The 26,254-nt window shown below is 54.4% G+C and carries 25 protein-coding genes; 24 read left to right on the plus strand and 1 reads right to left on the minus strand.

Annotated elements, in window-relative coordinates; genetic code table 11:
• The first annotated feature begins 40 nt into the window (after positions 1 to 40).
• The 19 genes from polX to uvrC all read left to right on the plus strand — a co-directional run bounded on the left by polX (position 41) and on the right by uvrC (position 21,083).
• Positions 41 to 1,765 carry a DNA polymerase/3'-5' exonuclease PolX gene (polX, locus tag GS3922_RS02740; protein ID WP_063165067.1) on the plus strand — a complete coding sequence of 575 codons (1,725 nt, stop codon included), beginning with the start codon at positions 41 to 43 and terminating at the stop codon, positions 1,763 to 1,765.
• 20 nt (positions 1,766 to 1,785) lie between these two features.
• Positions 1,786 to 4,140, plus strand: a complete 2,355-nt coding sequence (locus GS3922_RS02745; protein WP_318825729.1) for an endonuclease MutS2 — start codon at positions 1,786 to 1,788, stop codon at positions 4,138 to 4,140.
• A gap of 15 nt (positions 4,141 to 4,155) precedes the next feature.
• On the plus strand, positions 4,156 to 4,563 hold the full coding sequence (locus GS3922_RS02750; RefSeq protein ID WP_063165069.1) for a DUF350 domain-containing protein: 408 nt from the start codon (positions 4,156 to 4,158) through the stop codon (positions 4,561 to 4,563).
• Positions 4,564 to 4,577: 14 nt separating this feature from the next.
• The gene (locus tag GS3922_RS17780) at positions 4,578 to 4,742 is read left to right on the plus strand and encodes a hypothetical protein (RefSeq protein WP_168157869.1); all 165 of its coding nucleotides are present in this window, start codon (positions 4,578 to 4,580) and stop codon (positions 4,740 to 4,742) included.
• An 82-nt stretch (positions 4,743 to 4,824) separates the two neighbouring features.
• Entirely contained in the window at positions 4,825 to 6,525 is a 1,701-nt protein-coding gene (locus GS3922_RS02755) for a long-chain-fatty-acid--CoA ligase (protein ID WP_063165070.1), read from the plus strand.
• A gap of 59 nt (positions 6,526 to 6,584) precedes the next feature.
• The gene (locus GS3922_RS02760; RefSeq protein WP_063165071.1) at positions 6,585 to 7,172 is read left to right on the plus strand and encodes a fatty acid metabolism transcriptional regulator FadR; all 588 of its coding nucleotides are present in this window, start codon (positions 6,585 to 6,587) and stop codon (positions 7,170 to 7,172) included.
• Positions 7,173 to 7,197: 25 nt separating this feature from the next.
• The gene (locus GS3922_RS02765; protein WP_063165072.1) at positions 7,198 to 7,971 is read left to right on the plus strand and encodes an enoyl-CoA hydratase; all 774 of its coding nucleotides are present in this window, start codon (positions 7,198 to 7,200) and stop codon (positions 7,969 to 7,971) included.
• A 64-nt stretch (positions 7,972 to 8,035) separates the two neighbouring features.
• On the plus strand, positions 8,036 to 8,812 hold the full coding sequence (locus tag GS3922_RS02770) for an electron transfer flavoprotein subunit beta/FixA family protein (protein ID WP_063165073.1): 777 nt from the start codon (positions 8,036 to 8,038) through the stop codon (positions 8,810 to 8,812).
• Positions 8,813 to 8,887: 75 nt separating this feature from the next.
• Positions 8,888 to 9,865: an electron transfer flavoprotein subunit alpha/FixB family protein gene (locus GS3922_RS02775; protein ID WP_063165074.1), complete on the plus strand. Its 978-nt coding sequence runs from the start codon at positions 8,888 to 8,890 to the stop codon at positions 9,863 to 9,865.
• Between the two features lie 157 nt (positions 9,866 to 10,022).
• A complete protein-coding gene (gene trxA / locus GS3922_RS02780) occupies positions 10,023 to 10,337 on the plus strand; it encodes a thioredoxin (RefSeq protein WP_063165075.1) in 315 nt (104 codons plus the stop codon).
• Between the two features lie 182 nt (positions 10,338 to 10,519).
• Complete coding sequence (locus tag GS3922_RS02785) at positions 10,520 to 11,725, plus strand: hypothetical protein (protein ID WP_063165076.1); 1,206 nt, start codon at positions 10,520 to 10,522, stop codon at positions 11,723 to 11,725.
• Positions 11,726 to 11,935: 210 nt separating this feature from the next.
• Entirely contained in the window at positions 11,936 to 12,880 is a 945-nt protein-coding gene (locus tag GS3922_RS02790; protein ID WP_063165077.1) for an NAD-dependent epimerase/dehydratase family protein, read from the plus strand.
• Positions 12,870 to 13,802 (plus strand): lysylphosphatidylglycerol synthase transmembrane domain-containing protein, encoded by a 933-nt coding sequence (locus tag GS3922_RS02795; RefSeq protein ID WP_063857323.1) that lies wholly within the window; start codon positions 12,870 to 12,872, stop codon positions 13,800 to 13,802. Before GS3922_RS02790 ends, GS3922_RS02795 begins: the two co-directional genes overlap by 11 nt.
• Positions 13,799 to 15,298: an alkaline phosphatase family protein gene (locus GS3922_RS02800; protein WP_063165079.1), complete on the plus strand. Its 1,500-nt coding sequence runs from the start codon at positions 13,799 to 13,801 to the stop codon at positions 15,296 to 15,298. The genes GS3922_RS02795 and GS3922_RS02800 overlap by 4 nt, the downstream gene beginning before the upstream one ends.
• Positions 15,255 to 16,037 carry a glycosyltransferase family 2 protein gene (locus GS3922_RS02805; protein WP_063165080.1) on the plus strand — a complete coding sequence of 261 codons (783 nt, stop codon included), beginning with the start codon at positions 15,255 to 15,257 and terminating at the stop codon, positions 16,035 to 16,037. Before GS3922_RS02800 ends, GS3922_RS02805 begins: the two co-directional genes overlap by 44 nt.
• 62 nt (positions 16,038 to 16,099) lie before the next feature.
• Positions 16,100 to 16,861, plus strand: coding sequence for a hypothetical protein (locus tag GS3922_RS02810; protein WP_063165081.1), 762 nt, complete (start codon positions 16,100 to 16,102; stop codon positions 16,859 to 16,861).
• A 27-nt stretch (positions 16,862 to 16,888) separates the two neighbouring features.
• Positions 16,889 to 17,812, plus strand: coding sequence for an FTR1 family iron permease (locus GS3922_RS02815; RefSeq protein WP_063165082.1), 924 nt, complete (start codon positions 16,889 to 16,891; stop codon positions 17,810 to 17,812).
• A gap of 46 nt (positions 17,813 to 17,858) precedes the next feature.
• The gene (locus GS3922_RS02820; protein ID WP_082816517.1) at positions 17,859 to 19,295 is read left to right on the plus strand and encodes a nucleoporin-interacting protein; all 1,437 of its coding nucleotides are present in this window, start codon (positions 17,859 to 17,861) and stop codon (positions 19,293 to 19,295) included.
• A gap of 15 nt (positions 19,296 to 19,310) precedes the next feature.
• Complete coding sequence (uvrC, locus tag GS3922_RS02825; RefSeq protein WP_063167288.1) at positions 19,311 to 21,083, plus strand: excinuclease ABC subunit UvrC; 1,773 nt, start codon at positions 19,311 to 19,313, stop codon at positions 21,081 to 21,083.
• 88 nt (positions 21,084 to 21,171) lie between these two features.
• Here uvrC and GS3922_RS02830 read toward each other — a convergent pair whose 3' ends face one another.
• The gene (locus tag GS3922_RS02830; RefSeq protein ID WP_063165083.1) at positions 21,172 to 21,624 is read right to left on the minus strand and encodes a YslB family protein; all 453 of its coding nucleotides are present in this window, start codon (positions 21,622 to 21,624) and stop codon (positions 21,172 to 21,174) included.
• A 243-nt stretch (positions 21,625 to 21,867) separates the two neighbouring features.
• On the opposite strand from GS3922_RS02830, the gene GS3922_RS02835 reads away from it, so the two are divergent.
• From GS3922_RS02835 to GS3922_RS02855, 5 genes are all read left to right on the plus strand, one after another.
• A complete protein-coding gene (locus GS3922_RS02835) occupies positions 21,868 to 22,476 on the plus strand; it encodes a succinate dehydrogenase cytochrome b558 subunit (protein ID WP_063165084.1) in 609 nt (202 codons plus the stop codon).
• Positions 22,477 to 22,627: 151 nt separating this feature from the next.
• Positions 22,628 to 24,385, plus strand: coding sequence for a succinate dehydrogenase flavoprotein subunit (gene sdhA, locus GS3922_RS02840; RefSeq protein WP_063165085.1), 1,758 nt, complete (start codon positions 22,628 to 22,630; stop codon positions 24,383 to 24,385).
• Between the two features lies 1 nt (position 24,386).
• Positions 24,387 to 25,148, plus strand: a complete 762-nt coding sequence (gene sdhB, locus GS3922_RS02845; RefSeq protein ID WP_063165086.1) for a succinate dehydrogenase iron-sulfur subunit — start codon at positions 24,387 to 24,389, stop codon at positions 25,146 to 25,148.
• 219 nt (positions 25,149 to 25,367) lie between these two features.
• On the plus strand, positions 25,368 to 25,592 hold the full coding sequence (locus GS3922_RS02850) for a helix-turn-helix domain-containing protein (RefSeq protein ID WP_020960797.1): 225 nt from the start codon (positions 25,368 to 25,370) through the stop codon (positions 25,590 to 25,592).
• Positions 25,593 to 25,808: 216 nt separating this feature from the next.
• The gene (locus GS3922_RS02855) at positions 25,809 to 26,252 is read left to right on the plus strand and encodes a MarR family winged helix-turn-helix transcriptional regulator (RefSeq protein ID WP_063165087.1); all 444 of its coding nucleotides are present in this window, start codon (positions 25,809 to 25,811) and stop codon (positions 26,250 to 26,252) included.
• Positions 26,253 to 26,254: the final 2 nt, after the last annotated feature.

Here is a 26,254-nt window from a genome sequence, read left to right on the forward strand (position 1 = left end):
GAGCGCGGCCGCGGTGTTTTGGGAAAGGAAGGGGACGAGAATGAACGTCCATAAAAAAGAAGTCATCCGCCTGCTCGAAACGATCGCATTGTACATGGAGATCAAAGGGGAGAACCCGTTTAAGGTGAACGCGTTCCGCAAAGCGGCGAGCGCGTTGGAAGCGGACGAACGTAGCTTGTCGGAAATCGGCGATTTCACCGCCATTCCCGGCATCGGCAAAAGCACGGCAGCGATCATCACCGAGTTTGTCGAAACCGGTTCATCATCGGTGCTAGAGGAATTAAAGCGCGACATTCCGGAAACGCTGCTCGCCTTGCTTACGATCCCGGGGCTTGGCGGCAAAAAAATCGCCAAGCTGCATCAAGAGCTGGGCATTGTCGATATGGATGGATTGAAGGAAGCGTGCCTTGCGGGAAAAGTACGAGAGCTTCCCGGCTTCGGGGCGAAAACAGAAGAAAAGCTGCTGGCGGCGATTGAGGAAGCAGGCAAACGCCCCGAGCGGCTGCCGCTTGCCTGGGTGTTGCCGATGGCGGTTGATATCGAGCGCCAGCTTGCCGAAATGGATGGGGTGATCCGTTTTTCACGGGCCGGCAGTTTGCGGCGTTTGAAGGAAACGGTGAAAGATTTGGATTATGTGATCGCTACTGATCGCCCGTCCGAAGTGCGCGAAGCGCTCCTTCGTCTTTCGCGCATCCGCGAGGTGATCGCCGCCGGAGAAACGAAAGTGTCGCTTCTTTTTCAATACGATTATGAAGTGGCGGCTGATTTCCGGCTCGTCAGCACGGCCGAGTTTGCGACCGCGCTTCACCATTTTACCGGATCGAAAGAGCATAATGTGCGCATGCGCCAGCTCGCCAAAGAGCGCAGGGAAAAAATTAGCGAATACGGCGTCGAAGACCAAACGACAGGGGATGTGAAAACATTCCCTGATGAACCGGCGTTTTACGTCCACTTCGGGTTGCCGTACATTCCGCCTGAACTGCGCGAAGACGGTACGGAAGTCGAGCGGTATTCTTCGGATTATCCACTTGTCCATGTTGACGATATCCAAGGCGATTTGCATATGCATTCGGCGTGGAGCGACGGGGCGTGTTCGCTCGAGGAGCTGGCTGAGGCGTGTCGCCGCCGCGGCTACCGGTATATCGCCATTACCGACCATTCGCACTATTTGAAAGTCGCCAACGGTTTGACGCCGGAGCGGCTGCGGCGCCAGCGCGAGGAAATTGAACGGCTGAACGCGCGCTATTCCGATTTTACGATCTTAGCCGGCATCGAGATGGATATTTTGCCGGATGGGACGCTCGATTACGATGATGACGTGCTCAAGGAGCTCGATTTTGTCATCGCTGCCATTCACTCTGCGTTCAAACAGCCACGCGAGACGATCATGAAGCGGCTTGAAGCGGCGCTTTTCCACCCGTATGTCGATGTCATCGCCCATCCGACCGGCCGGCTGATCGGGCAGCGCGACGGCTATGACGTCGATATCGAGCGGCTGATCGAGCTGGCGGCGAAGACGAAAACGGTGCTCGAGCTCAACGCCAACCCGAACCGGCTCGATTTGTCGGCTGCTTATGTGAAAAAAGCGGAGGAAGCGGGGGCGTACATCGCCATCAACACGGACGCCCACCATTTGGACATGCTCGATGATATGGCGATTGGTGTGGCGACGGCAAGGAAAGGCTGGATCAAAAAAGAGACGGTCATCAACACATGGCCGCTTGAGAAACTGCAACAGTTTTTGCGCGCCAAACGAAAGAAATGAATCAGCTGGGGGTTAGATACGTGCAACAAAAAGTGCTTCACACCCTAGAATTCGATAAAGTGAAAGAGCAGTTGGTCGAGCATGCGTCATCCGCGCTCGGTTTAGAGAAAATCACCGCCCTTGTTCCGTCGTCCGACTTGGACGAAGTGGCGGTTTGGCTCGAAGAAACGGATGAAGCGGCCGCGGTGTTGCGGCTGCGCGGCTATGTGCCGCTTGATGGAGTCGTCAACATCCGTCCGCATTTGAAACGGGCGGCGATCGGCGGCATGTTAAGTCCGCTTGAGCTGCTCGAGGTGGCGGCGACGGCCGCGGCGAGCCGGCAAATAAAGCGGTTAATTGCCGACTTGCAGGAAGAGCATGGCGGGCTTATGCGGCTTGCCGGCTATGCCGATGAGCTTGCCGAAGTGCCGGCGCTGGAAGAGGACATCCGCCGCTCAATCGATGAGCATGGCGAGGTGTTGGACGCAGCGAGCGACCGTCTTCGTTCGCTCCGGGGGCAAATCCGGACGGCCGAAGCGCGCATCCGCGAAAAACTCGAAAGCATTATCCGCTCGCCATCGGCACAAAAGCGGCTGTCGGATGCGATCATTACGATCCGCAACGACCGGTACGTCATCCCAGTCAAGCAAGAATACCGCGGCGCTTACGGCGGCATTGTCCATGACCAGTCGGCGTCCGGGGCGACGCTGTTTATCGAGCCGCAGGCGGTTGTCGAGCTGAATAACGCGCTGCGCGAGGCGCGGGCGAAAGAAAAGCAAGAAATCGAACGCATTTTGCGCGAGCTCTCAGCCAAAGTGGCCGAACAGGCCGAACCGCTCGAGCGGGCGGTTGCGGCACTCGCTCATTTGGATTTCTTGTTTGCCAAAGCGAAATACGCGCGCCGGCTACAGGCGGCAAAACCGGCAGTTAACAATCGCGGTTACCTCCGCTTTTTGCAGGCGCGCCACCCGCTGCTCGACCAAGACAAAGCGGTGCCAAACGACATTGTATTGGGCGGTGATTATACGACAATTGTCATCACTGGGCCGAACACCGGCGGAAAAACGGTGACGTTAAAAACGGTTGGCTTGTTGACATTAATGGCGCAAGCCGGGCTGTTTATCCCGGCGTCCGACGGGTCGGAAGCGGCCGTGTTCCGCGCAGTGTACGCGGATATCGGCGATGAGCAGTCGATCGAACAAAGCTTGAGCACGTTCTCGTCCCATATGGTCAATATCGTCGACATTTTGCGCCACGTTGATGAGGAAAGCCTTGTGCTCTTTGATGAGCTCGGAGCGGGCACCGACCCGCAAGAAGGGGCGGCGCTTGCCATTGCTATTTTGGACGAGGTGCACGGGCGCGGGGCGCGGACGGTGGCGACGACGCATTATCCGGAGTTGAAAGCGTACGGCTACAACCGCCCCGGGGTGGTGAACGCGAGCGTTGAATTTGACACCGAAACGCTCCGCCCAACGTATAACTTGTTGATCGGCATCCCCGGCCGCAGCAACGCCTTTGACATCTCGCGCCGCTTAGGGCTCGATGAGCGGATCATCGAGCGGGCGAAGGCGCAAGTGAGTGCTGAAACCCATAGCGTGGAAAACATGATCGCTTCGCTCGAGCGAAGCAAAAAGCAAGCCGAGGAAGATGAGGCGCGGGCGCGCGTGGCGCTTGAGGAAGCCAAGCGGCTGCGCGCCGAGTGGGAACAGAAACTCGAAGAGCTGGAAGACGAAAAAGCAGAGCAGCTCGCCGAGGCGGCGCAAAAGGCGGCCGACATCATCCGTGCTGCCGAACGCGAGGCGGAACGGGTGATCCACGAGCTGCGCCGCCTGCAAAAAGAAAAGCAGGCGGAAGTGAAAGAGCACGAGCTTATCGCTGCGAAACAGCGGCTCGCTTCTGCTATGCCGACGGTGGAAAAACGGAAAAAGGCGAAAAAAACGGCGGCGCGCCATGCGTTCCAGCCGGGTGATGAAGTGAAAGTGACGAGCTTAAACCAAAAAGGGTATTTGATCGAAAAAGTGTCAGAGGACGAATGGCAAGTGCAGCTCGGTATTTTGAAAATGAAAATTCGCGAGCGCGACTTGGAGTATATCGGCAGCGCGCCGGCCAAAGAAGTGACACCGATTGCGACGGTGAAAGGCAAGGACGCCCACGTGAGCCTCGAGCTTGATTTGCGCGGCGAACGGTACGAAGATGCCCTCGTTCGGCTGGAAAAATATATTGATGACGCTGTACTTGCCGGCTATCCGCGCGTCTCGATCATCCACGGCAAAGGAACAGGCGCGCTTCGCCAAGGAGTGCAGCAGTTTTTAAAACAGCATCGGGCGGTAAAGAGCTTCCGGTTCGGCGCGGCGAATGAAGGCGGCACTGGGGTGACGGTCGTCGAACTGAAATGATAAGGGGAGAGAGTGATGACGCCGTTTTGGGAGCACGACATGGTGAGAACGGCGGCCAATTTCAGCGTCGCGGTGTTGTGCATCGTCGTGTTTTTGGCCGTGTTTGAGCTGGTGACGAGATACAAAAATTGGGAGGAAATCCGCAACGGTAATGTGGCGGTGGCGATGGCGACGGGCGGAAAGATTTTTGGCATCGCCAACATTTTTCGCTATGCGCTTGACCGCCATGAGTCGCTGTTATCGATGGTCGGCTGGGGCGTATATGGGTTTTTGCTTTTATTGGCGGCATACTTTATTTACGAGTTTTTGACGCCGAAGTTCAATATTGATGAGGAAATCGCCAACGACAACCGGGCGGTCGGCTTTATTTCGATGGTCATTTCTGTCGGCTTGTCGTTTGTGATCGGCGAAGGCATTCAGTAAAGGGGAACAAAGCGATGGACGCAGTAGTGAAAGGGCTGTTGATCATCGTCGGTCTACTGTTGGTCGGCGGCATTGTGTATATGGCGGTGCGCAACAGATCGATGGATGTGTTGGCGAAAATTTTGTTTGTCATCTGTGCCTGTTTTCTTTTGACGGGGTTGATGTATTGGTTTTGGTGACGCTGGATATAGTTCCAGCGTTCTTTTTTTGTGATGAAAAATTGAGAATAATAGAATAAAATAAGAGCAAGGGGGGATTGTGATGGAAAAGCGATGGCTCGCTCATTATCCGCCGTCCATTCCTGCTACGCTCGACTATCCAAAGAAAACGCTTTCTGGCTATTTGCGGGAGACGGCGGAACAATTCGGAGACCATGAGGCGATTGACTTTTTGGGCAAAACGATGACGTTTCGCGAGCTGTACGAGCAAGCATTGACATTCGCGCATTATTTGCGGACGATCGGATTGAAAAAAGGGGATCGGGTGGCGATTATGCTGCCGAACTGCCCGCAGGCGGTCATCAGCTACTACGGGACGCTCCTAGCCGGCGGCATCGTCGTGCAGACGAACCCGCTTTACACCGAGTATGAGCTTGAATACCAGCTGAACGACAGCGGCGCCTCGGTGCTCGTGACGATGGATCTTCTGTATCCAAAGGCGGAAAAGGTGAAAGGGAGGACGCCGGTCAAACATTGGATTGTCACGAGAATGCAAGATTATTTGCCCACGGTGAAGAAATGGCTGTATCCGCTTGTGCAGCGGAAGCAAAACATGCCCATCGTCCGCATCGCGGAAAGCGAAACCGTTCATCTGTTCCGCACGATCGTCAGTCAGAAGGAAACCGCTCCGATCGGGGTGGACATCGATCCGGTGGAAGATGTGGCGCTGCTGCAATATACAGGCGGCACGACGGGACATCCGAAAGCGGCCATGTTGACGCATCGCAACTTGATCGCCAATACGCTCATGTGTGCCCATTGGGTGTATAAATGCGAAAAAGGAAAAGAAACGGTGCTCGGTGTGCTTCCGTTTTTCCACGTGTACGGCATGACGACGGTGATGAATTTGTCCGTGATGATGGCGAGTAAAATGGTGCTGCTCCCGCGCTTTGATGTCAAGCAAACATTAAAAGCAATCGAGCGCACCCGGCCGACGATGTTCCCAGGCGCGCCGACGATGTACATCGCTTTGTTGAACCATCCGGATTTGCCGAAATATGATTTATCCTCGATCAACGTCTGCATCAGCGGCTCCGCTCCGCTGCCGGTCGAGGTGCAGGAGCAGTTTGAACGGGCGACGGGCGGAAAGTTGATTGAAGGCTATGGGTTAACCGAGGCGTCCCCTGTCACCCATAGCAACTTCCTTTGGGATGGCGAACGGGTGAAAGGAAGCATCGGCGTTCCGTGGCCGGATACGGACGCGAAAATCATTTCCTTGGAAACGGGTGAGGAAGCAAAGCCGGGAGAGCGTGGAGAACTCGTCGTGCGCGGGCCGCAAGTGATGAAAGGCTACTGGAATCGTCCGGAAGAGACCGAGCAAGTGCTGCGCGACGGATGGCTGTATACAGGTGACATTGGATATATGGATGAGCGTGGGTATTTTTATATCGTCGACCGCAAGAAAGATGTCATTATCGCCGGCGGTTACAACATTTACCCGCGCGAAGTCGAAGAAGCGCTGTATGAGCACCCGAAAGTGCAGGAAGCGGCCGTGATCGGCGTTCCGGATCCGTACCGCGGCGAGACGGTGAAAGCGTTCGTCGTGTTAAAGCCGGGGGAGATGTGCAGCGAACAGGAGCTTGACGCGTTTATGCGCCAGCGCCTGGCTGCTTACAAAGTGCCGCGCATCTACGAGTTCCGCAGCGAATTGCCGAAGACGACGATCGGCAAAATTTTGCGCCGCGTGTTGGTGGAAGAGGAGAAAAAGAAGCTTGACAAATCGGCAGAATTGCCCGTAAAATGAAAATATGAATGATGGTTCATTCATTTGGCGGATGGAAAGTGAGAAAAGGAGAATCCATATTGCGGAGGGAAAAGCCGAAATTTAAGCAAATCATTGACGCTGCCGTCGTCGTCATCGCCGAGCACGGCTACCATCAAGCACAGGTGTCGAAAATCGCCAAGCAGGCCGGTGTCGCCGACGGCACGATCTACCTTTATTTTAAAAACAAAGAGGATATTTTAATTTCGCTTTTTCAGGAAAAGATGGGGGCGTTCATCGAGAAAATTGAACAAGAGACAGAAGGAATTTCAAGCCCCCTAGAGAAATTGTATGTATTGGTGAAAACTCATTTTTCCGCCCTCGCCGCTGATCCGCATATGGTGGTCGTGACGCAGCTTGAGCTGCGCCAGTCGAACAAAGAGCTGCGCCATCGCATCAATGAGGTGCTGAAAGGATATTTGCGGCTCATCGACCGCATCATCATGGAGGGGATGGAAAAAGGGGAGTTTCGCCAAGATTTAGACGTCCGGCTCACTCGGCAAATGATCTTTGGCACCCTGGATGAAACGGTGACGACGTGGGTGATGAACGAGCAAAAGTATGACTTGGCCGCCCTCGCCGATCCGGTGTACGAACTGCTCGTCAAAGGGTGCGCCGCCGGACGTTAGGAAAGGCAGAAAGGGGAGAGGCTTCATGAATTTTTTTCGCGTAGCGAAAGAGGAGTTCGTCGCTGTCGTGACGTTTTCGCGGCCGCCGGCGAACGCCCTTTCATCAGCGGTTTTGAAAGAGCTTTCAACCGTGTTGGACGAGCTTGAGATCGACCCGGACGTGCGCGTCGTGTTGCTTCATGGCGAGGGGCGGTTTTTCTCAGCCGGCGCCGATATTAAAGAATTCACGTCCATCGCTTCCGTCGAGGAGGCATCCGGCTTGTCGCGCAACGGCCAACTCGTGATGGAGCGGATCGAACGCTTTTCCAAACCAGTCATTGCGGCGATTCACGGCGCCGCATTAGGCGGTGGGTTGGAGCTGGCTATGAGCTGCCACATTCGTGTGGTGGCGGAAAACGCCAAACTCGGCCTGCCGGAGCTGCAGCTTGGCATCATCCCTGGATTTGCTGGCACGCAGCGGCTTGTGCGCTACGTCGGCTTTGGTAAGGCAGCCGAAATGATGTGGACGAGCGAGCCGATTACCGGCGCAGAGGCTGTGCAATGGGGGCTTGCCAACAAGGCGGTGCCGGAAGAACGGCTTCTTGACGAGGCCAAAGCGCTGGCGAAAAAGATCGCCGCCAAAAGTCCGCTTTCCGTTCGGGCGGTTATTGAGTTGCTTAACGCCGCCAAGGAAAAAACGTTCGTTGAGGCCGTGCGCGAGGAAGCGGAATGGTTTGGCCGCGTGTTTGGATCCGAGGATGCAAAAGAAGGCGTGCAGGCGTTTTTGGAAAAACGGCCGCCCGTCTTTAAAGGGAAATAATCTTTGTCAATATCTGAATGTTGGAACATGAAACAATGTTCAATCAAACCGAGGAGGGAACGACATGAACATTTTTGTGTTGATGAAACGCACGTTTGACACGGAAGAAAAAATCTCCATCGTCAACGGCAAGATTAACGAGGAAGGTGCTGAATTCATCATCAACCCGTACGATGAATACGCCATCGAAGAGGCGATCCAAGTGCGCGACAAACACGGCGGCGAAGTGACAGTCGTCACCGTCGGCAGCGAGGAAGCGGAAAAAGAGCTGCGCACAGCGCTCGCTATGGGCTGCGACAAAGCGGTGCTCATCAACATTGACGACGATGTCGAAGAGCAAGACCAATATACGACCGCGAAAGTGCTCGCCGAATACTTAAAAGATAAAAATCCGGATTTGATTTTGGCCGGCAATGTAGCCATTGACGGCGGCTCCGGGCAAGTCGGCCCGCGCGTGGCGGAATTGCTCGGCATCCCATACGTGACGACGATTACGAAGCTTGACATTGCCGACGGCGGAAAAGTGACCGTTGTGCGCGACGTCGAGGGGGATGAGGAAGTGATCGAAACGTCGCTGCCGCTCCTTGTCACCGCCCAACAAGGGCTGAATGAGCCGCGTTACCCGTCGCTGCCAGGCATTATGAAAGCGAAAAAGAAACCGCTTGATGAGCTCGAGCTTGATGACTTGGATCTTGACGAGGACGAGGTCGAGGCGAAAACGAAAACGATCGAAGTGTTCTTGCCGCCGAAGCGGGAGGCAGGAAAAATTTTGCAAGGCGAGATTGCTGATCAAGTCAAAGAGCTTGTCGGGCTGCTCCGCTCCGAAGCGAAAGTCGTTTAAAACGGCAGACGGTGCGGTTGTCGGCGCTCTCTAACGGACGGAAACCATGAACAATAAGGGTAGGGGGACTGAAACATGGCACGCAAAGTATTAACATTGGCAGAAGTTCGCGACGGATCGCTGCGCAATGTTTCGTTTGAAGCGATCGCAGCGGCCAAAACGATCGCTGAAGGCGGGGAAGTTGTGGCGGCGCTCGTCGGCGATCAAGTGCAAGCGCATGCAAATGAGCTGATTTTCCGCGGGGCGGATCGCGTCGTTGTCGTTGAGCATCCAAACTTGAAATTTTATACGTCCGACGGCTATTCGCAAGCGATAAAAGCGGTGATCGACAAAGAAGAGCCGGAAGCCATTGTCTTTGGCCATACAGCGCTCGGCAAAGACTTGTCGCCGAAGCTGGCCGTGAAGCTGGACGCCGGCCTTGTTTCCGACGTGGTGGCGGTCGAAGAAGCGGGCGGCAACATTGTGTTCACGCGCCCGATCTACTCCGGCAAAGCGTTTGAAAAGAAAATCGTCACTGACGGCATCATCTTTGCGACGGTGCGCCCGAACAACATCGCGCCGCTCGACCGCGATGAATCGCGTTCCGGCAGCGTTGAATCGATGGCGGTCGAGATTAAAGATTTGCGCGCGATCGTCAAAGAAGTCGTCCGCAAAACGGCCGAAGGAGTCGACTTGACGGAAGCGAAAGTGATTGTCGCCGGCGGCCGCGGCGTGAAAAGTGCCGAAGGGTTCCAGCCGCTCAAAGAGTTGGCCGAAGTATTGGGCGGTGCGGTCGGCGCGTCGCGCGGGGCGTGCGATGCCGGCTATTGCGACTACTCGCTGCAAATTGGTCAAACCGGGAAAGTCGTGACGCCAGACCTTTACATCGCCTGCGGCATCTCAGGCGCCATCCAGCACTTGGCGGGCATGTCGAACTCGAAAGTAATCGTCGCCATTAACAAGGACCCGGAAGCGAACATTTTCAAAGTGGCCGATTACGGCATTGTTGGCGATTTGTTCGAAGTCGTTCCGCTCCTGACCGAAGAATTCAAAAAGCTGAAAGTGCATTCGTAATCAGCCCAAACGGGTGGCGTGGCACGCGCTGCCCGTTTTTTCTTGGATAAATTCCACCGCGAAGCGAATATTAGAAACGAGGCAAAATATTCGCGTCGTTTCAAATGTCCATGGTATACTTTGCTTGCAGCATTCTAGCATATGGGAGGGATTTCGCATGGCCATTATCAATGCGACAGATCAAACATTCGCCGCAGAAACGAAAGACGGCGTCGCGCTCGTTGACTTTTGGGCGCCATGGTGCGGCCCGTGCCGCATGATCGCTCCGGTGCTTGAGGAGCTTGATCAAGAAATGGGCGACAAGGTGAAAATCGTCAAAGTCAACGTTGACGAAAACCAAGAAACAGCAGCGAAATTCGGCGTGATGAGCATTCCGACGCTGCTCGTGTTCAAAAACGGCGAACTTGTCGATAAAGCGATCGGCTACCAGCCGAAAGAAGCGCTTGTCCAGCTTGTCGGCAAACATGTGTAACTTGGCGGAAGATCCACGGTTCGATGAACGTGGATCTTTTTTATTGGCATGGTGTTCTTTTCATCACGCAGAGATGAAACATGTCCTCATTTTAGCAAAGACTTATTGACAGTGAAAATCATTATCTATTATAATAAATCGTGTTAATGAAAATCATTATCAAAATAGCGGGGGGATACATAATGTCCTGGAAATGGAAGTGGATGGCCGTGTTCACGGCCGCGGCGTTGGCGCTTGCCGCCTGCGGCCAAAGCGAACAGACGGCGAGGACAGAAAAAGAAAACAGCAATCAAACGGCCGTAGAGAAACAAGAAGAGACGAAAACGGAGACGAAAACGGAAGAGGAAAGCGAACAGGCGGACGTGGATTACGCCGGTGCCTTCAGCGAAGCGTTGGCGGAGCTTGATAAAGCAAAACAGGGCGCGACGGTTGATTTCGCGAAAGTGGAAAGCTTATACAAAGAAAAGCTGCAGCCGCTTGTGCAAAAGCGCGATGCAGAGTTGGAGGATACGCTTGACCAGCATATTACGACGGCATTGGCTGCCGGAAAAGACGGGTCGCTTGAGCCGATGGTCGTCAAGCAAATTTTTGATAAGTTGATGCAAAAAGTGTTTTACACGACGATCAAACACGAGTTTACTGAAGCGGAAGAACATTGGGCCAATAAAGAGGAAGTGAAAGAAGAGATCGAGGAAGCAAAAGCGTTTTACGCGATTTTGCAGCCGACGGTGGAAAAGCGTGATGCGGCCTATGGAACGAAGTTAGTTGACGCGATCAGCGGCGCGTTCGCGCAAATGGAGCAAGCGGTCCAAAACGACGATGCGCTGGCATTCGCCCTCGGCAAGCAAGTCGTCGATAAAACGTTGATGAAAACATTTTACTTAGCGAGCGGAGCGCTGCCGCACGGCTACGCGGCAAAGGCAGCGGCTGCGGCGAAAGAAAGTGCCGAAGAGGCAAAAGTGAAGCAGGCGGAAGGCTGGGCGTTTTATCAGTCCGTCTATCCATATATGAAACGGCATGCGGCCGAGGAAGCCGACTATATTTTGAAACAGTTCGACTTGCAGACGGACGTCAAAACGCTCGATCCGAAAGCAGTGAACCACGCGTTCGTGCGTGGATGGGCGAAAGTGGCCCTTCATGAGTATGAAGAAAGCCAAGAAAATTGGGGGCAAGACAAGTCGGTGATCACCGCTTTAGAAGGTGCGCTTTTTATTAACATGATGGAAAATGATATCAAAACGCTGCTCGGCAACGAGGCCTACAACACCTTGAACGATCAAGCGACACACTACTTAGAAGCAGCGAAGGCGAAAAATAAAGCTGAGGGCGACAAATGGCTGCCGCAAATTGAAGCCGCGCTGCAGCAAGTGATTGAAAAAGCAAAATAATCGCTGACAGGGGTGTCCGCAGGGCGCCCTTTTTTCGCAAGTGTCAGCCGCACTTGATGGCGCCTGTGTCCTAAAACTAGTCTGCCGAGCCGGCTCGACCGCCTGTCTAGATAAATGGGAACATTTAGTTTCCATCCGTGGCTCACGATGTTCACCGGCCGCTATGGTAAGATGCTAATGAACAGGGAATTTCATAACGGGGTGAAGCATATGAAAGTGATTGTGACCGGGGGAGCGGGATTTATCGGCAGCCATCTCGCTGCCTATTTGAGCGGTCAAGGATACGAGGTGGCAGCCGTTGATTGTTTTCATCCGTACTATCCCGCCGAACGGAAAGAGCGGCAGTTTCAGGCGCTTACCGGCGGCCGGGTGCCGCTTGTCCGCTTGGACTTACTTGATGGGGAACAGACAAAGCGGTGGTTTGCGCAGTTCCGTCCCGATGCCGTCTACCACTTGGCGGCGCTGCCGGGGGTGCCGTATTCGCTTGAGCAGCCGCTCACCTATATTGACTACGATATTAAGGCAACGGTGAACGTCTTGGCGGCGGCCGGGGAAGCCGAGGTCCGCCACGTGTTGTTCGCTTCGTCTTCATCCGTGTATGGCGATCGCGGCAATGTGCCGCTTAAGGAAGAAATGGCTGATGGGCGCGTCGTTTCGCCGTATGCGGCCGCAAAATACGGGGCGGAGTCGTTTTGCCATGCATACGCTCACCTCTACGGCTACAAAATGACCATTTTTCGCTATTTTACTGTTTATGGTCCGTGGGGGCGGCCGGATATGGCCATCGGCACGTTTCTCCGCCGGCTGATGAACGGCGAGGAGATCACGGTATATGGCTCTGGGACGGCGCGCGATTATACGTACATCGATGATATTGTCGCCGGCATGGTGGCGGCGCTTGATCGCAGCGGCAGCCAAAGCGAGGTATTTAACTTGGGCGCAGGGGCGCCGGTCACGATGGAACAGCTGCTTGTCGAGCTGCGGAAGCATTTCCCGGATATGAAGGTCGTGCGTGCACCGGAACGGAAAGGCGATGTCAAAGCGACGTGGGCGGACATTACGAAGGCGAAGCGGGCGTTTGGCTACGAGCCGAAGGTGCCGTTTGCTGAAGGGTTGGCCCGGACGGTGGTGTGGGCGCGCGAATATGAGCGGTAAGCTGGCTGCCAAGGTGGTGTTGCGGACGGCCGGCGCGGCGCTGCTGTTCATTTTTGTCTGGCTGACATACCGCTATTTTGACATTCGGCTGCTGCTCCGGCATCTGGCGGAACTAGTCCGCCATCCGGCGGATCTAGCTGCGGCCGCTTTTGTGTATGGCATGTCATTTTGGCTGCGGGCATGGGCATGGAAGCAGTATGTCGGGAAACCGATCGCTTTCTCTGTCTATTGGCGTGCGGTGCTGCTCAGTTTGTTCATCAATCACCTTGCGCCGGTGAAAATCGGCGATGCGGCCCGCGTTGCTGTGCTCGCCCGCCAGCCTGGCGTTTCGGCCAGCGAGTCGGTCGAGTCAGTCGCGGTCATGCGGCTGCTGGACATGGCTGTGTTAGGCAGTTTCGCCGCCGCTGGGATGTATGTGTATATGCATCGAATTCCCGGTGTTCCGCTGTTGGCGGCGCTCGCTGCGGCCGGCCTCGTACTCGCTCTTGCTGTGTTTCGCCGCCCGCTCCGTATGGAACGGTTATGGCGGCGATGGCGGACGGTGTTTCGCAGCCGGCGCGGCGTGTTGATCGCCGCGGCGGTGGCGGCGAGCTGGCTGTGCGAGGCGGCGGTCATTGACATGATCGCTAAAGCGGTCGGCATGCCGCTTTCCTTTTGGCAGGCAGTATGGGTCAACAGCGCAACCGTCTCCGGTCAAATTGCCCAACTCACTCCTGGCGGAGCAGGAACGTATGAGGCGGTGATGGCGTTTGCGTTAACTGCGCTGGGGGCGCCGGGGAGCGTGGCGTATACGGCGGCTGTGCTTACCCATGCGTTGAAATTCTTGTTTTCATACGCGGCCGGGGCCGTTGTGCTCGCGTTTTGGCGGTCCGACTGGCAGGCGGTGCGAAACGTATGGAGAAAGGAAAGGGAGAGGGTATGAAAGAAGCATCACGGTTTGAAAAAATCGCGGCGCGCTGCTGGAATTTGTTGAATGAAGGAAAACCGTTCACGCCGATTTTTGTTGCCGGAACGATGGCCATCTACCATGCTGCTGACCTCACTCAAGTTCATGCATCGGCTTGGCTGCTCGGCCTGGCAGCGGCGCTGCCGCTGTTTGTCGTCTACTATGTATACGATTACCCGCTGTTTTTGCGCAATTATTTATGGATTCCGTATATGGCATTTCTCATCATTTGGTCGTTTGCCGACGCTGCCCTATTGCTGCTGGCGGCCGGGCTCTATTTTTTCTTCACCGTCTTTTTTTGGGGAACGCTGTATTACCATTTGCGCATCGGCACGTCATGGTGGAATTTTACCCGCTTTTGGAAGCTGGTGCTAAAAAATAGCGATTCGACGAGCGGCAATGCTCAAGAACAGCTGCCGAAATGCTTCCTTCTTCTGTCCGTGTGGGAATACGCTGGGCGGCAGATCGAACAAGGGGCGTCTTTGGCGCCGCTGTACAGCTCGTTTTGGCTGTTTGCCGCCGGGGTGTGGCTGTTCTCGTGGGTGTTGCACCGGTATTTGTTCGATTGGAAACCGGATGTCATCCCGACGTATACCGACAACGTGCCCGTTCCGTCCGCGCCGGTCAATGATAAAGTATATGTCATCGTCATTGACGGCATGCGCAAAGATCGGTTTGAGGCGGCGAACGCCCCGTTTTTAAAACGGCTGCGCGCGCATGGAACGGAATTTGCACAAATGGAAACCGTTTATCCGGCGCGTACGGTCGTCTGCTTTACTTCGATGTTCACTGGCACGTACCCGTTTGAGCACGGCATCCGGTCGAATATGGTATGGAAGCTCGGGGTGAAAGTCGAGACGATTTTCGATTCACTCCGCAAAATCGGAAAAACAGGCCGCTTGCTCGGCATCGCCCATTTGGTTGATTCGTTCGGCGACGATGTGGAAACGGTGACGGCCGTCATGCCGAACGACCTCGCCGACCGTTATATCATCGAGCGGGCGAAACGCATCGTCGAGGAACAAAACCCGGACTTGCTTGTCGTACAGTTGATCGCCACCGATCAAACCGGCCATAGCCGCGGTGTGCTGTACGACGAGTATATCGAAAAAATTGAAGAAGCCGACGCCTTGGTTGCCGAGTTTGTCGGCTGGCTTGAGAAACGCGGCGAGCTTGAGCGCGCGACATTGATCGTCTGCGCCGACCACGGCCAAGCGGACGGCATCGGCGGCCACGGCCATTTGGATGAGGGAGAACGGTACGTCCCGTTTTTTCTATACGGGCCGGCCATCGAACCGGGAAAACGGGTCGACGAGAAAAAAAGCCTCGTCTCGCTCGCGCCGACGATCGCCTATTTGTTCGGCGCGCCGTATCCAAGCCATAGCCGCGGCCCGGTGTTAATTGAGGCGATACGAAAGGAGGAGAGCGATGAAGAAGCAGCGCGTCATCGTCTTTTTGCCGGCGCACAATGAAGAAGAAGCGATTGGCGACGTCATCCGCCGCATTCCGCGCCGCTTTCACCCGGATGTCGAAGTAAGCGTCCTTGTCATTGACGATGGATCGACGGACCGGACGGCTGAAGTAGCAAAAGAAGCAGGGGCCGATGACATTTGCCGTCTGCCGGAAAATCGCGGCCTCGGGGCGGCGGTGCGCCGCGGGCTTGAGGAATGCGTGCGCCGCGGCGCGGACGTCGGTGTCATGATTGACGCTGACAATGAATATCCGCCGGAGCAAATTCCCGACATTTTGGATCCCATTTTTGCCGGCGAGGCCGATTATACGATTGGCTCGCGCTTCCTTGGCACGATTCGCGGCATGAAATGGCACCGCCGCCTCGGGAATTATTTGTTCACTCGGCTGCAGTCGCTGCTTCTTGACCAGCGCCTTTATGACGGACAGTCAGGCATGCGCGCCTTTTCGCGCCAGGCAATGGAGGAGGCGGAAATTATCCACGATTACAATTACGCCCAAGTGCTGACGCTCAACTTGGTGCGCAAAGGGTTTCGACTAAAGGAAGTGCCGATCCGCTACCAAGTGCGGACGACCGGCCGCTCGTTCATCAAATTTACCGCCTACATGACCGCCGTTATTCCGGCGATATGGAAAGAAATGCGCCGCCCGGTCGCCAAAGTCGCTATCGACCGCGATTCCCGGAGCAGGTACGGCACTGTCCATAAGGCGGCTTCCCCTAGCCGCCAGCATGTTTTGTAAATCGTATTGACAGAGATTATGATAATCATTATCATTAATCTTAACAGAAGGGAGAGGAAAAAATGAGAATGTTCCGCCTCTTTTTTTACATAGCAATGATCGTTATGATCCATCTCATTCCGATTAAAGCGTTTGCCTACTCGTACGGAAATCCGAATGAAGAAGCGGTCGCCGAAGCTTACAAGCAGATGAAGGAAAAACTGAACGAACAGCCGCCGAATTTTGCCGCGGCTAAAGAAATTTTTGAAACGGTAAAAGAAGAAATCGACATGCATATGGGGCCCGAGCCGGCAAAAGAGGTGCTTGGAGCCATCGAAGCCAAAGACCGTCAAGCGGTGACTGAAAATATGGAAGAAATTTTAGTGCTCAATATCGCCCGCCGCTTAGACAATATTGAGAAAAACTTTGACCAGTATGATACGAGCAAGCGGCTGTTGGCGAAGGCGTTTGCGACGTATGAGGCGCTGTCGCCGATCATTCAAGGAAAAGACACGGCGCTTGACAAGCAGCTGCGCACGGAGTTTGACAACGCATTGCAGTCGCTTGGCAACCCGGGGCTGTTCGGCGTCGGGGAGAAAAAATCGGACATCAATGCGTTTAAACAAAGCAAAGAGACGATTTTAACGGCGCTGCAGAAGCAATTCGGTTTGAAAAGCTTAGAAGTTGGCCATTTTTCGGAAAGCGCCACGGAAAAACCGGATGAAGTGAGAAAAAAGGAATGGACCGACTTGTCAGAATTGAAAAACTGGATTCCTCTCATTGTGATCGTTGCGATCATCATTGGCGCTGTCTTGATTTATGTACGGCGTCGGAAACGGACTTAGTCTACTTGTGAAGGGGGAGGCGGGGGCATGGAAGTTCAAGCGCTGCTCATTACGTTTCGCGAAGCGCTCGAGGCATTGCTTATTATCGGGATTATTACGTCATATTTGAAACGGGTGAACCATCGCGAGTATACGAAATACGTATGGCTTGGCGCCGCCTTGGCGGTGGCCGCCAGCGTCGGTGTCGCTATTTTGTTTCAAGTCGTGTTGACCGGCTTCGCTGCGATGGCAAGTGAAATCTACTTGAAAATCGGCATTATGCTCGTCTCGACGCTGCTGTTGACGCAAATGGTGTTTTGGATGGCTGAGCATAGCCAGCACATAAAAAAAAGCGTCGAAGGGAAAATGGATCAGTTCATCACAGCCGGCAATGTCGTCGGGATGGTCATCCATTCGTTTTTAGTCGTGTTGCGCGAAGGGGTGGAAACCGTCTTTTTCTTCGCCGCCATCACACACGGCAACATCGGCGCGGCGCTGCAAGGCTGGGGAGCCGCGACAGGCATGGCCATCGCCGCCTTGGTCAGCTACTTCTTCTTTAAGGGAACGATGCGCATCCCGCTCAAGACATTCTTTAAGGTGACCGGCGCTTTTATCGTCCTCATTGCTGCCGGGTTGCTCGTGCAAGCCATTTCCATGATGCAAGACATCGGTCTGATCGGCAGCGTCATGCCACATGTGTACGATTTGACTTGGCTGCTTCCGGAACACCCGATCGATTATGAGCATTATTTGCGCGACCACGGTGTGGCCCCCATCTTCTCCGGTGAAGTCGGCGTCTTTTTAAAAGCGCTGTTCGGCTACTCGTCGATGCCGTCGCTTGAGGAAATGATCGCCTATATCGGCTACTTTGTCGTCATTTACTTGCTCGTGACGAGCCGCCAAGGCCAAAAGAACAGCAAAGAGCACCCGTCGGCCGCGGCGCTTAAGGAAAAGACGAAAGGCATTCTGTAAAGGTACAAGGCGCTGCGCCTTGTATTTTTTCTTTGGAGGGAATCTCGTGAAACGACTGCTGCACGACCGGCTTTGGCTTTGTTTCAGCATCGGGCTGGCCGCCGTTTTGGCCGGCGCCGCGTTGTATTGGGCAAGCCCGTATGCGGCCACATGGGATGAAGTCGATTTTGCGCTGGCGCTTGAGCGCTACGACTTGTTAGGCATGCAGCCGCATTTTCCCGGCTATCCGTATTTCATTTTAGGCGGCATGGCCGTTCACACGGCCATCGCCAATCCGGCTAAGGCGCTTTCCGTGTTGAATGTTCTCGTTCTCTTGTCCGCCGTTTTTCCGCTCGTTTGGCTGCTGCGCCGGAACGTTTCGCTCCCGGCGGCGCTGCTCGCCGCTTTGGCCGTGCTCTCTTCAAGCTATGTGCTCCTCGCCGCCGCCCGGCCGATGTCTGACGGCGCGGCGCTCGGCGTGCTCTGGTGGTACATGTGGGCGGTGGAGCGGGCGCACCGACAGACGACATGGAAGGCGCAGCTGTTGCCGGCCGCTTTATTCAGCGTGCTGATGGGAGTGCGCCTGTCGTATGCTCCATTCGGCGCCGCGCTGTTGTTCCTTTGGTATGAAGACTGGAGCACGCACCGCCGCTTGGGCCGGGTGGCGGCCTCCGTTTTGGTGGCTGCGTTGTTTCAATTCATTTGGGTGGCAGCGGTGGCGCGCACGGAGGGCGGTCTTTTCCCGTTTTTCAAGCTCGGCTGGGCGTTTGTCCACGGCCATTTCAGCGATTGGGGCGGAACAGCGGCAGCGAGTCCGCTTCCGTTTTCCGAGCGGGTGCAACGGTTTTTGATCGACAACTTTTTTTGGACCGGCATCGCCTGCCAAAACGCTTGGCTGCTCGCTGCCTATGCGGCAATCGGCGCCATCGCCTGGCGCGCCGGGCGGTTTCGGCCGCCGCGCGCACTTGTCGTTTCCGCCCTGCTGTACGCCGTTTGGGCGCTATTGGCGCAAAACATTGAAAAACCGCGCCACCTTCTTCCGTTGATCCATTTTGCCCTGTTTTATGTGTGGGGCCGCTTTTTGGCTGTGCCGAGGGGATGGGGATTAGCGCTGGCGGCAGCGGTCGTGCTGCTGCAGGCGGCCGTCGGCATCGGGCAGCTGCGCGAGCAAGCGGCGACGCCGCCGGCTGTATACCAGTTGGCGGACGAGTTGCGTGACAAACCGCCGTCGTTTGTGGTATATACGTGGGAAGAAACGCGCGTGTTCGACTATTTGCATGTGCCGTTTCCGCATAAAGATGTGTTCCGTTTTTCCTTCTTTTTGCAAGACAAAGAAAACTACCGCCATGCTACAATTTATATGACCAATCATGTTGTTGACGGGTTTCGCGCCCAAGGAGTCGATGTTTCCCGCCATGTGCGCAAAGTGAAAACATATCGTTCCAGTCTGCTTGCCGATCCGGTGTACGGAACGATTACGCTGTACGAATGGGTCGGGGAATAGGATGGAGTGATGGCCATGAACGACCGGCTGAAGGAAAAGCTGTCCGTGCTCCCGGAACAGCCGGGCTGCTATTTAATGAAAGATAAACACGGAACGGTCATTTACGTCGGCAAGGCGAAGTCGCTAAAAGCGCGCGTCCGCTCGTATTTTACCGGGACGCATGACGGCAAAACGCAGCGGCTCGTCGAGGAAATCGCCGATTTTGAATATATCGTCACCTCGTCAAACGCCGAGGCGCTCATTTTGGAAATGAACTTGATTAAAAAGCATGATCCGAAATACAACGTCATGCTGAAAGATGATAAAAGCTATCCGTTTATTAAAATTACCGCCGAAACACATCCGCGCCTCTTGATCACCCGTAAAGTGAAAAAAGACGGCGGCAAATATTTCGGCCCGTATCCGAACGTGCAGGCGGCGAATGAGACGAAAAAGCTGCTCGACCGTTTGTATCCGCTCCGCAAATGTTCGACGATGCCTTCGCGCGCCTGTTTGTATTACCATATGGGCCAATGCCTCGCCCCGTGCGTCAACCCGGTGTCGGACGAACAAAATAAGGCGATGGTTGAACAAATCGTCCGCTTTTTAAACGGCGGCTATGAAGACGTAAAGCGGGAGTTGGCCGAGAAAATGCACGAGACGGCGGAAGCGCTCGAATTTGAGCGGGCGAAAGAATACCGCGACCAAATCGCGGCGATTGAGATGACGATGGAAAAGCAAAAAATGATGTTCAATGATTTCATCGACCGCGATGTATTCGGCTATGCGTACGACAAGGGCTGGATGTGCGTGCAAGTGTTTTTCCTCCGCCAAGGAAAGCTGATCGAGCGCGACGTGTCCATTTTTCCGCTTTACCAAGACCCGGATGAGGAAATGCTGACGTTTTTGGGCCAGTTTTATGCGAAAGCGCATCATTTGAAGCCGAAAGAAGTCGTCCTCCCGTCCGACATTGACGGGGAGCTTGCCCGTGAATTGCTCGGCGTAGCCGTCGTCCAGCCGAAAAAAGGGAAGAAAAAAGAGCTTGTGGAGCTGGCGAGCCAAAACGCCGCCATTGCCTTGAAGGAACAGTTTTATTTCATTGAGCGCGATGAAGAGCGGACGATCAAAGCCATCGAGCGTCTCGGAGAGCGCCTCGGCATTCCAGCGCCGCGTCGCATCGAGGCGTTTGACAACTCGAACATTTACGGGGCCGATCCGGTCTCGGCGCTCGTCGTGTTCCTTGACGGCAAGCCAGCGAAAAAAGAATACCGGAAATATAAGGTAAAAACAGTGGCGGGACCGAACGATTATGAAACGATGCGCGAAGTTGTGCGCCGCCGCTATACGCGCGTGTTGAAAGAAGGATTGCCGCTTCCCGATTTGATCATCATCGACGGCGGTAAAGGCCACTTGTCGGCGGTGCGGGATGTATTGGAAAACGAGCTCGGCCTCGATGTGCCGCTGGCCGGGCTGGCGAAAGACGAAAAACACCGCACATCGGAGCTCATCGCCGGCGATCCGCCAGCCGTCGTGCCGCTTGACCGGCAAAGCCAAGAGTTTTATTTGCTGCAGCGCATTCAAGATGAAGTGCACCGGTTTGCGGTCACATTCCACCGTCAGACGCGGCAGAAGACGATGTTCCATTCCGTTCTCGATGACATCCCCGGTGTCGGAGCAAAACGGAAAAAGGCGCTATTAAACTATTTTGGCTCGGTGAAAAAGATGAAAGAAGCGACGATTGAAGAGTTGCAACAGGCGAACATCCCGCGGGCGGTGGCGGAGAAAATTTACGAGAAGCTGCATGAATAGCGGTTAAAAGGGCGTCCCGTAAGCGCGGGGCGCCCTTTGTTGCCCTTGCTGAGAAGTCATTGCTTCGACTATAGACGACTAGCGGTGATCAATCAATGGTTTGTTTCCGGTCCCACTTCACTAAAATGCGCGCCTTGCCTGCCTGTTTTGCCGGCAATTCGACCGCTTCGGTGACGAATCGTTTTTGCTGCTCAATTTGTTGGGCGAGAAACCCGGCTTCGAGCTGAAAGGTGCAGCTGTCGTATAAGGAAAGGCGGGCGGAGACAATCGGACCGGACAGCTCGATGTGCAGTTCATCTTTCCGCTCCTCGTCGGCCGACAGCGTCCCCCAGCCAGCCCGCTCAAAAAAGACGGCGATGTCCTCCATTGTAGCGAGCGGATAGCGGCGCGCCAGCTGCTTGCCGGCCCAGTATAAAAGGGCGGCGCCATCTTTACCGAGCAGCTCGGGAAGAAGCGAATGGCGGAGCAGCTCAGCGCCAAATGCGGAAAGCGTGATCGATCCAAACGTTTCATACTGTTCCTCTAACCGTGGCTGTTTCATCGTCTTCCCCTCTTTCTATCCATTTCCTCATTATAGCTGAACTGCCGGCGGCGTGCACTCCCTTTCTTCAGAGAGGGAAAATATGAGAATGTTTGAACATTTTGTGGCGATGTTTTCTTGACGCTTGTACAATGTGGGAGTACAATGAATGTGACAAATGCAAGATGGAAATGGAAGGCGTTTCTATTTCCATCCTGTAACGAGGGGAATTTATTTTTACTTACGTTAAAGGGGGTTTACATAATGGCAGGGAATCGCGAGTTTTATTATCGCCGGCTCCATTCGCTGCTCGGGGTTATCCCCGTTGGGGTGTTTTTAGTGCAGCACTTGGTCGTCAACCATTTTGCGACGCGCGGGCCGGAAGCGTTTAACCGGGCGGCTGCGTTTATGGCAAACTTGCCGTTCCGTATTTTCTTGGAAATTTTCATTATTTTCCTTCCATTGCTGTTCCACGCGGTATACGGCATTTACATCGCGTTTACAGCCAAATTCAACACGCGCCAGTACGGCTATTTCCGCAACTGGATGTTCATGCTTCAGCGGATTACGGGCATTATCACATTGATTTTTGTCGTCTGGCACGTGTATGAAACAAGGGTGCAAGCCGCGTTTGGCGCTGAAGTGAATTATGATATGATGGCCAATATTGTCGATAATCCGTTTATGCTTTGGTTTTATATTATCGGCATTTTGTCGACCGTCTTTCACTTCGCCAACGGTTTATGGTCGTTCTTCGTCAGCTGGGGTTTAACGGTATCCCCTCGTTCACAGCAAGTGTTCACGTACATTACGATGATCATCTTTGTCGCGCTTTCGATTGTCGGCATTCGCGCCATTTTGGCTTTTGCGTAAAAAATTGATTTCAGCTGTTGGATGACATGAACCGCTGCGTTGGCTCTTGATGGATCACGCTGCAGCCGTTTGTCGAACGAACGCTTGATCGACAGAGGCAAACCGTGGGACATTGAAGCAAAAGCAGCAATTTTCTAGGGAGTGAGTAGCCATGAAAAAAGGAAAAATCATCGTTGTTGGCGGCGGATTGGCCGGCTTGATGGCCACGATTAAAATCGCCGAAGCAGGAGTGCCTGTCGAGTTGTTTTCACTCGTTCCGGTAAAGCGTTCTCACTCCGTCTGTGCCCAAGGCGGCATTAACGGAGCGGTCAATACGAAAGGGGAAGGCGACTCGCCGTGGGAACATTTTGACGACACCGTCTACGGCGGCGACTTTTTGGCGAACCAGCCCCCGGTCAAAGCGATGTGCGAGGCAGCGCCGGGGATCATTTACATGCTTGACCGGATGGGCGTCATGTTCAACCGCACGCCGGAAGGATTGCTCGACTTCCGCCGTTTCGGGGGAACGCAGCACCACCGCACGGCTTACGCCGGGGCAACGACCGGCCAGCAAATTTTGTATGCGCTTGACGAGCAAGTGCGCCGCCATGAAGTGGCTGGGCTTGTGACGAAATATGAGCATTGGGAGTTTTTGGGAGTCGTTTTAGATGACGAACAAATTTGCCGCGGCATCGTCGCGCAAGACTTACGATCCATGGAGATTAAAGCGTTTCCTGCCGATGCCGTCATTTTGGCGACCGGCGGACCGGGGATCATTTTCGGAAAATCGACGAACTCGGTCATCAATACCGGTTCGGCGGCGTCGATCGCCTATCAGCAAGGCGTCTATTATGCAAACGGCGAATTTATCCAAATCCATCCGACCGCGATTCCGGGCGATGACAAGCTTCGGTTGATGAGCGAATCGGCGCGCGGGGAAGGCGGCCGCGTCTGGACGTACAAAGACGGAAAACCGTGGTACTTCCTTGAAGAAAAATACCCGGCTTACGGAAACTTAGTGCCGCGCGACATCGCTGCCCGGGAAATTTTCCATGTGTGCGTCGACTTGAAGCTCGGCATTAACGGGGAAAACATGGTGTATTTGGATCTTTCCCATAAAGATCCGAAAGAGCTGGATATTAAGCTCGGCGGCATTATTGAAATTTACGAGAAATTCATGGGCGAAGACCCGCGCAAAGTGCCGATGAAAGTGTTTCCTGCTGTTCACTATTCAATGGGCGGCTTATGGGTCGACTATGACCAAATGACAAACATTAAAGGGCTGTTTGCCGCCGGTGAGTGCGACTACTCTATTCATGGCGCCAACCGTCTCGGCGCGAACTCGCTCTTATCGGCCATTTATGGCGGGATGGTCGCCGGCCCGAACGCGGTCCGCTACATCCGCGGTCTTGAAAAATCGGCCGATGCGCTGCCGTCGGCGCTGTTTGATGGCTATGTCAAACAAGAACAAGAAAAGTGGGAAAACATTCTGTCGATGGACGGTACGGAAAACGCCTATGTGCTGCATAAAGAGCTCGGCGAATGGATGACAGCGAACGTGACGATCGTCCGCTACAACGACCGGCTGCTGAAAACGGACGAAAAAATTCAAGAGCTGATGGAGCGGTACAAAAACATCAGCGTCACCGACACGGCGAAGTGGAGCAACCAAGGGGCGACGTTTATCCGTCAGCTGTACAACATGCTGCAGCTTGCCCGCGTCATCACGCTCGGCGCGTATCATCGCAACGAAAGCCGCGGAGCGCACTACAAACCGGAGTTTCCGGAGCGCAATGACGAAGAGTGGCTGAAAACGACGATGGCCCGCTACACGCCAGACGGTCCGGCATTCCATTACGAAGAGATCGATGTTTCGTTGATCAAGCCGCGCAAACGCGACTACAGCAAAAAGAAAGAGGAAGTGAAGTAAGATGAGCGAGAACAAAACGGTTCGATTCATCATTACGCGCCAAGATCGTCCGGACTCTGCGCCATATGAAGAAGAGTTTGTCATCCCGTACCGCCCGAACATGAACGTCATTTCGGCGCTCATGGAAATCCGCCGCAACCCGGTCAACGCCAAAGGCGAAAAAACGACACCGGTCGTTTGGGAAATGAACTGTTTGGAAGAAGTGTGCGGAGCATGTTCGATGGTGATTAACGGCAAGCCGCGCCAAGCGTGTGCGGCCTTGATCGACCAGCTCGAGCAGCCGATCCGCCTCGAGCCGATGCGCACGTTCCCGGTCATCCGCGACTTGGTCATCGACCGGAGCCGGATGTTTGATGCGCTAAAACGCGTCAAAGCATGGATTCCAATCGACGGAACGTACGACTTGGGTCCGGGTCCGCGCATGCCGGAGCGGAAGCGGCAATGGGCGTACGAGCTGTCCAAATGCATGACGTGCGGGGTCTGTCTTGAAGCGTGCCCGAACGTCAACAGCAAGTCGAACTTTATCGGCCCGGCGCCGCTGTCGCAAGTGCGGCTGTTTAACGCCCATCCGACCGGAGCGATGCATAAAGCTGAGCGGCTGCGGGCGATTATGGGCGACGGCGGTTTGGCCAACTGCGGCAACTCGCAAAACTGTGTGCAGTCGTGCCCGAAAGGCATTCCGCTGACGACGTCAATCGCCGCGTTAAACCGCGACACGACGATCCAAATGTTCCGCGATTTCTTTGGCAGCGACGAAGCGTAACAGTTGAACCTCTCATCCCCTCCGTGGCCAGCCATGGAGGGGATTTTGCGCTTGCCCAGCCCCCTTGTCTTTGATCAGGTGGGGAGGCGAAAAAAAGACCTATTTTTCTATTAGATAAGCAAAATTTCGTCACCGCCGCCCTTGCTCTCACATACGATATGGTGAGGAAATACCCATCCGGCAGTTCGGGCCCATTGAGAGCAAGGAGGGTTACAACCGTTGAAGGATCAATCGTTTCAATCGAAGCCGCTGTTGACAAAGAGAGAAAAAGAAGTCTTCGAATTGCTCGTGCAAGACAAGACGACGAAGGAGATCGCCAAAGAGCTGTTTATCAGCGAGAAAACTGTTCGCAACCATATTTCGAATGCGATGCAAAAGCTTGGGGTCAAGGGGCGCTCGCAAGCGGTCATTGAATTGCTTCGAATGGGCGAACTTGAACTATAAACGATGCCGGCTTTCCCTTTTCGGATGGCCGGCTGTTATGTTCCTTTGCGGCCGGACGAGGCTTTGCCGCCTGTCTGGCCTTTTGTCTGCAGCGGCGTTCTATATTATTTTGTATTGATTATGTCCCCCGGTATTGTAAAATGAAAAATAGAATGGCCGTTGGCTGAGGCACGTTGTTTTGGGGCCAGGCCGCGAAAATGATCAAGGGGAGATTGTATGTCGTCTGCGATGAACGAAAAAACGGTTGCCGAGTTGGAAAAATTGCTTCGCTATATCGCCGCCAACTTAAAACAGCGCGGCCGCGAAATTTTAACGAACTACCCCATCACGCCTCCGCAGTTTGTCGCGTTGCAATGGCTGCTTGAAGAAGGGGACTTGACGGTTGGCGAGTTATCGAGCAAAATGTATTTGGCGTGCAGCACGACGACCGACTTGGTCGATCGCATGGAGCGAAACGGTCTCGTCGCCCGAGTGCGTGATGAACATGATCGGCGCGTCGTCCGCATTCACCTGCTCGAAAAAGGCGAGCGCATCATTGAGGAAGTGATTGAAAAACGCCAGCGCGATTTGGCCCAAGTGCTGGAAAACTTTTCGGATGAAGAAATTGTCGTTTTTGAGCGCTGTTTGCGCAAACTGCATCAAGAAATGATGAAAGAATGAGG

It is taken from the genome of Geobacillus subterraneus, assembly GCF_001618685.1.
Lineage (GTDB): Bacteria > Bacillota > Bacilli > Bacillales > Anoxybacillaceae > Geobacillus > Geobacillus subterraneus.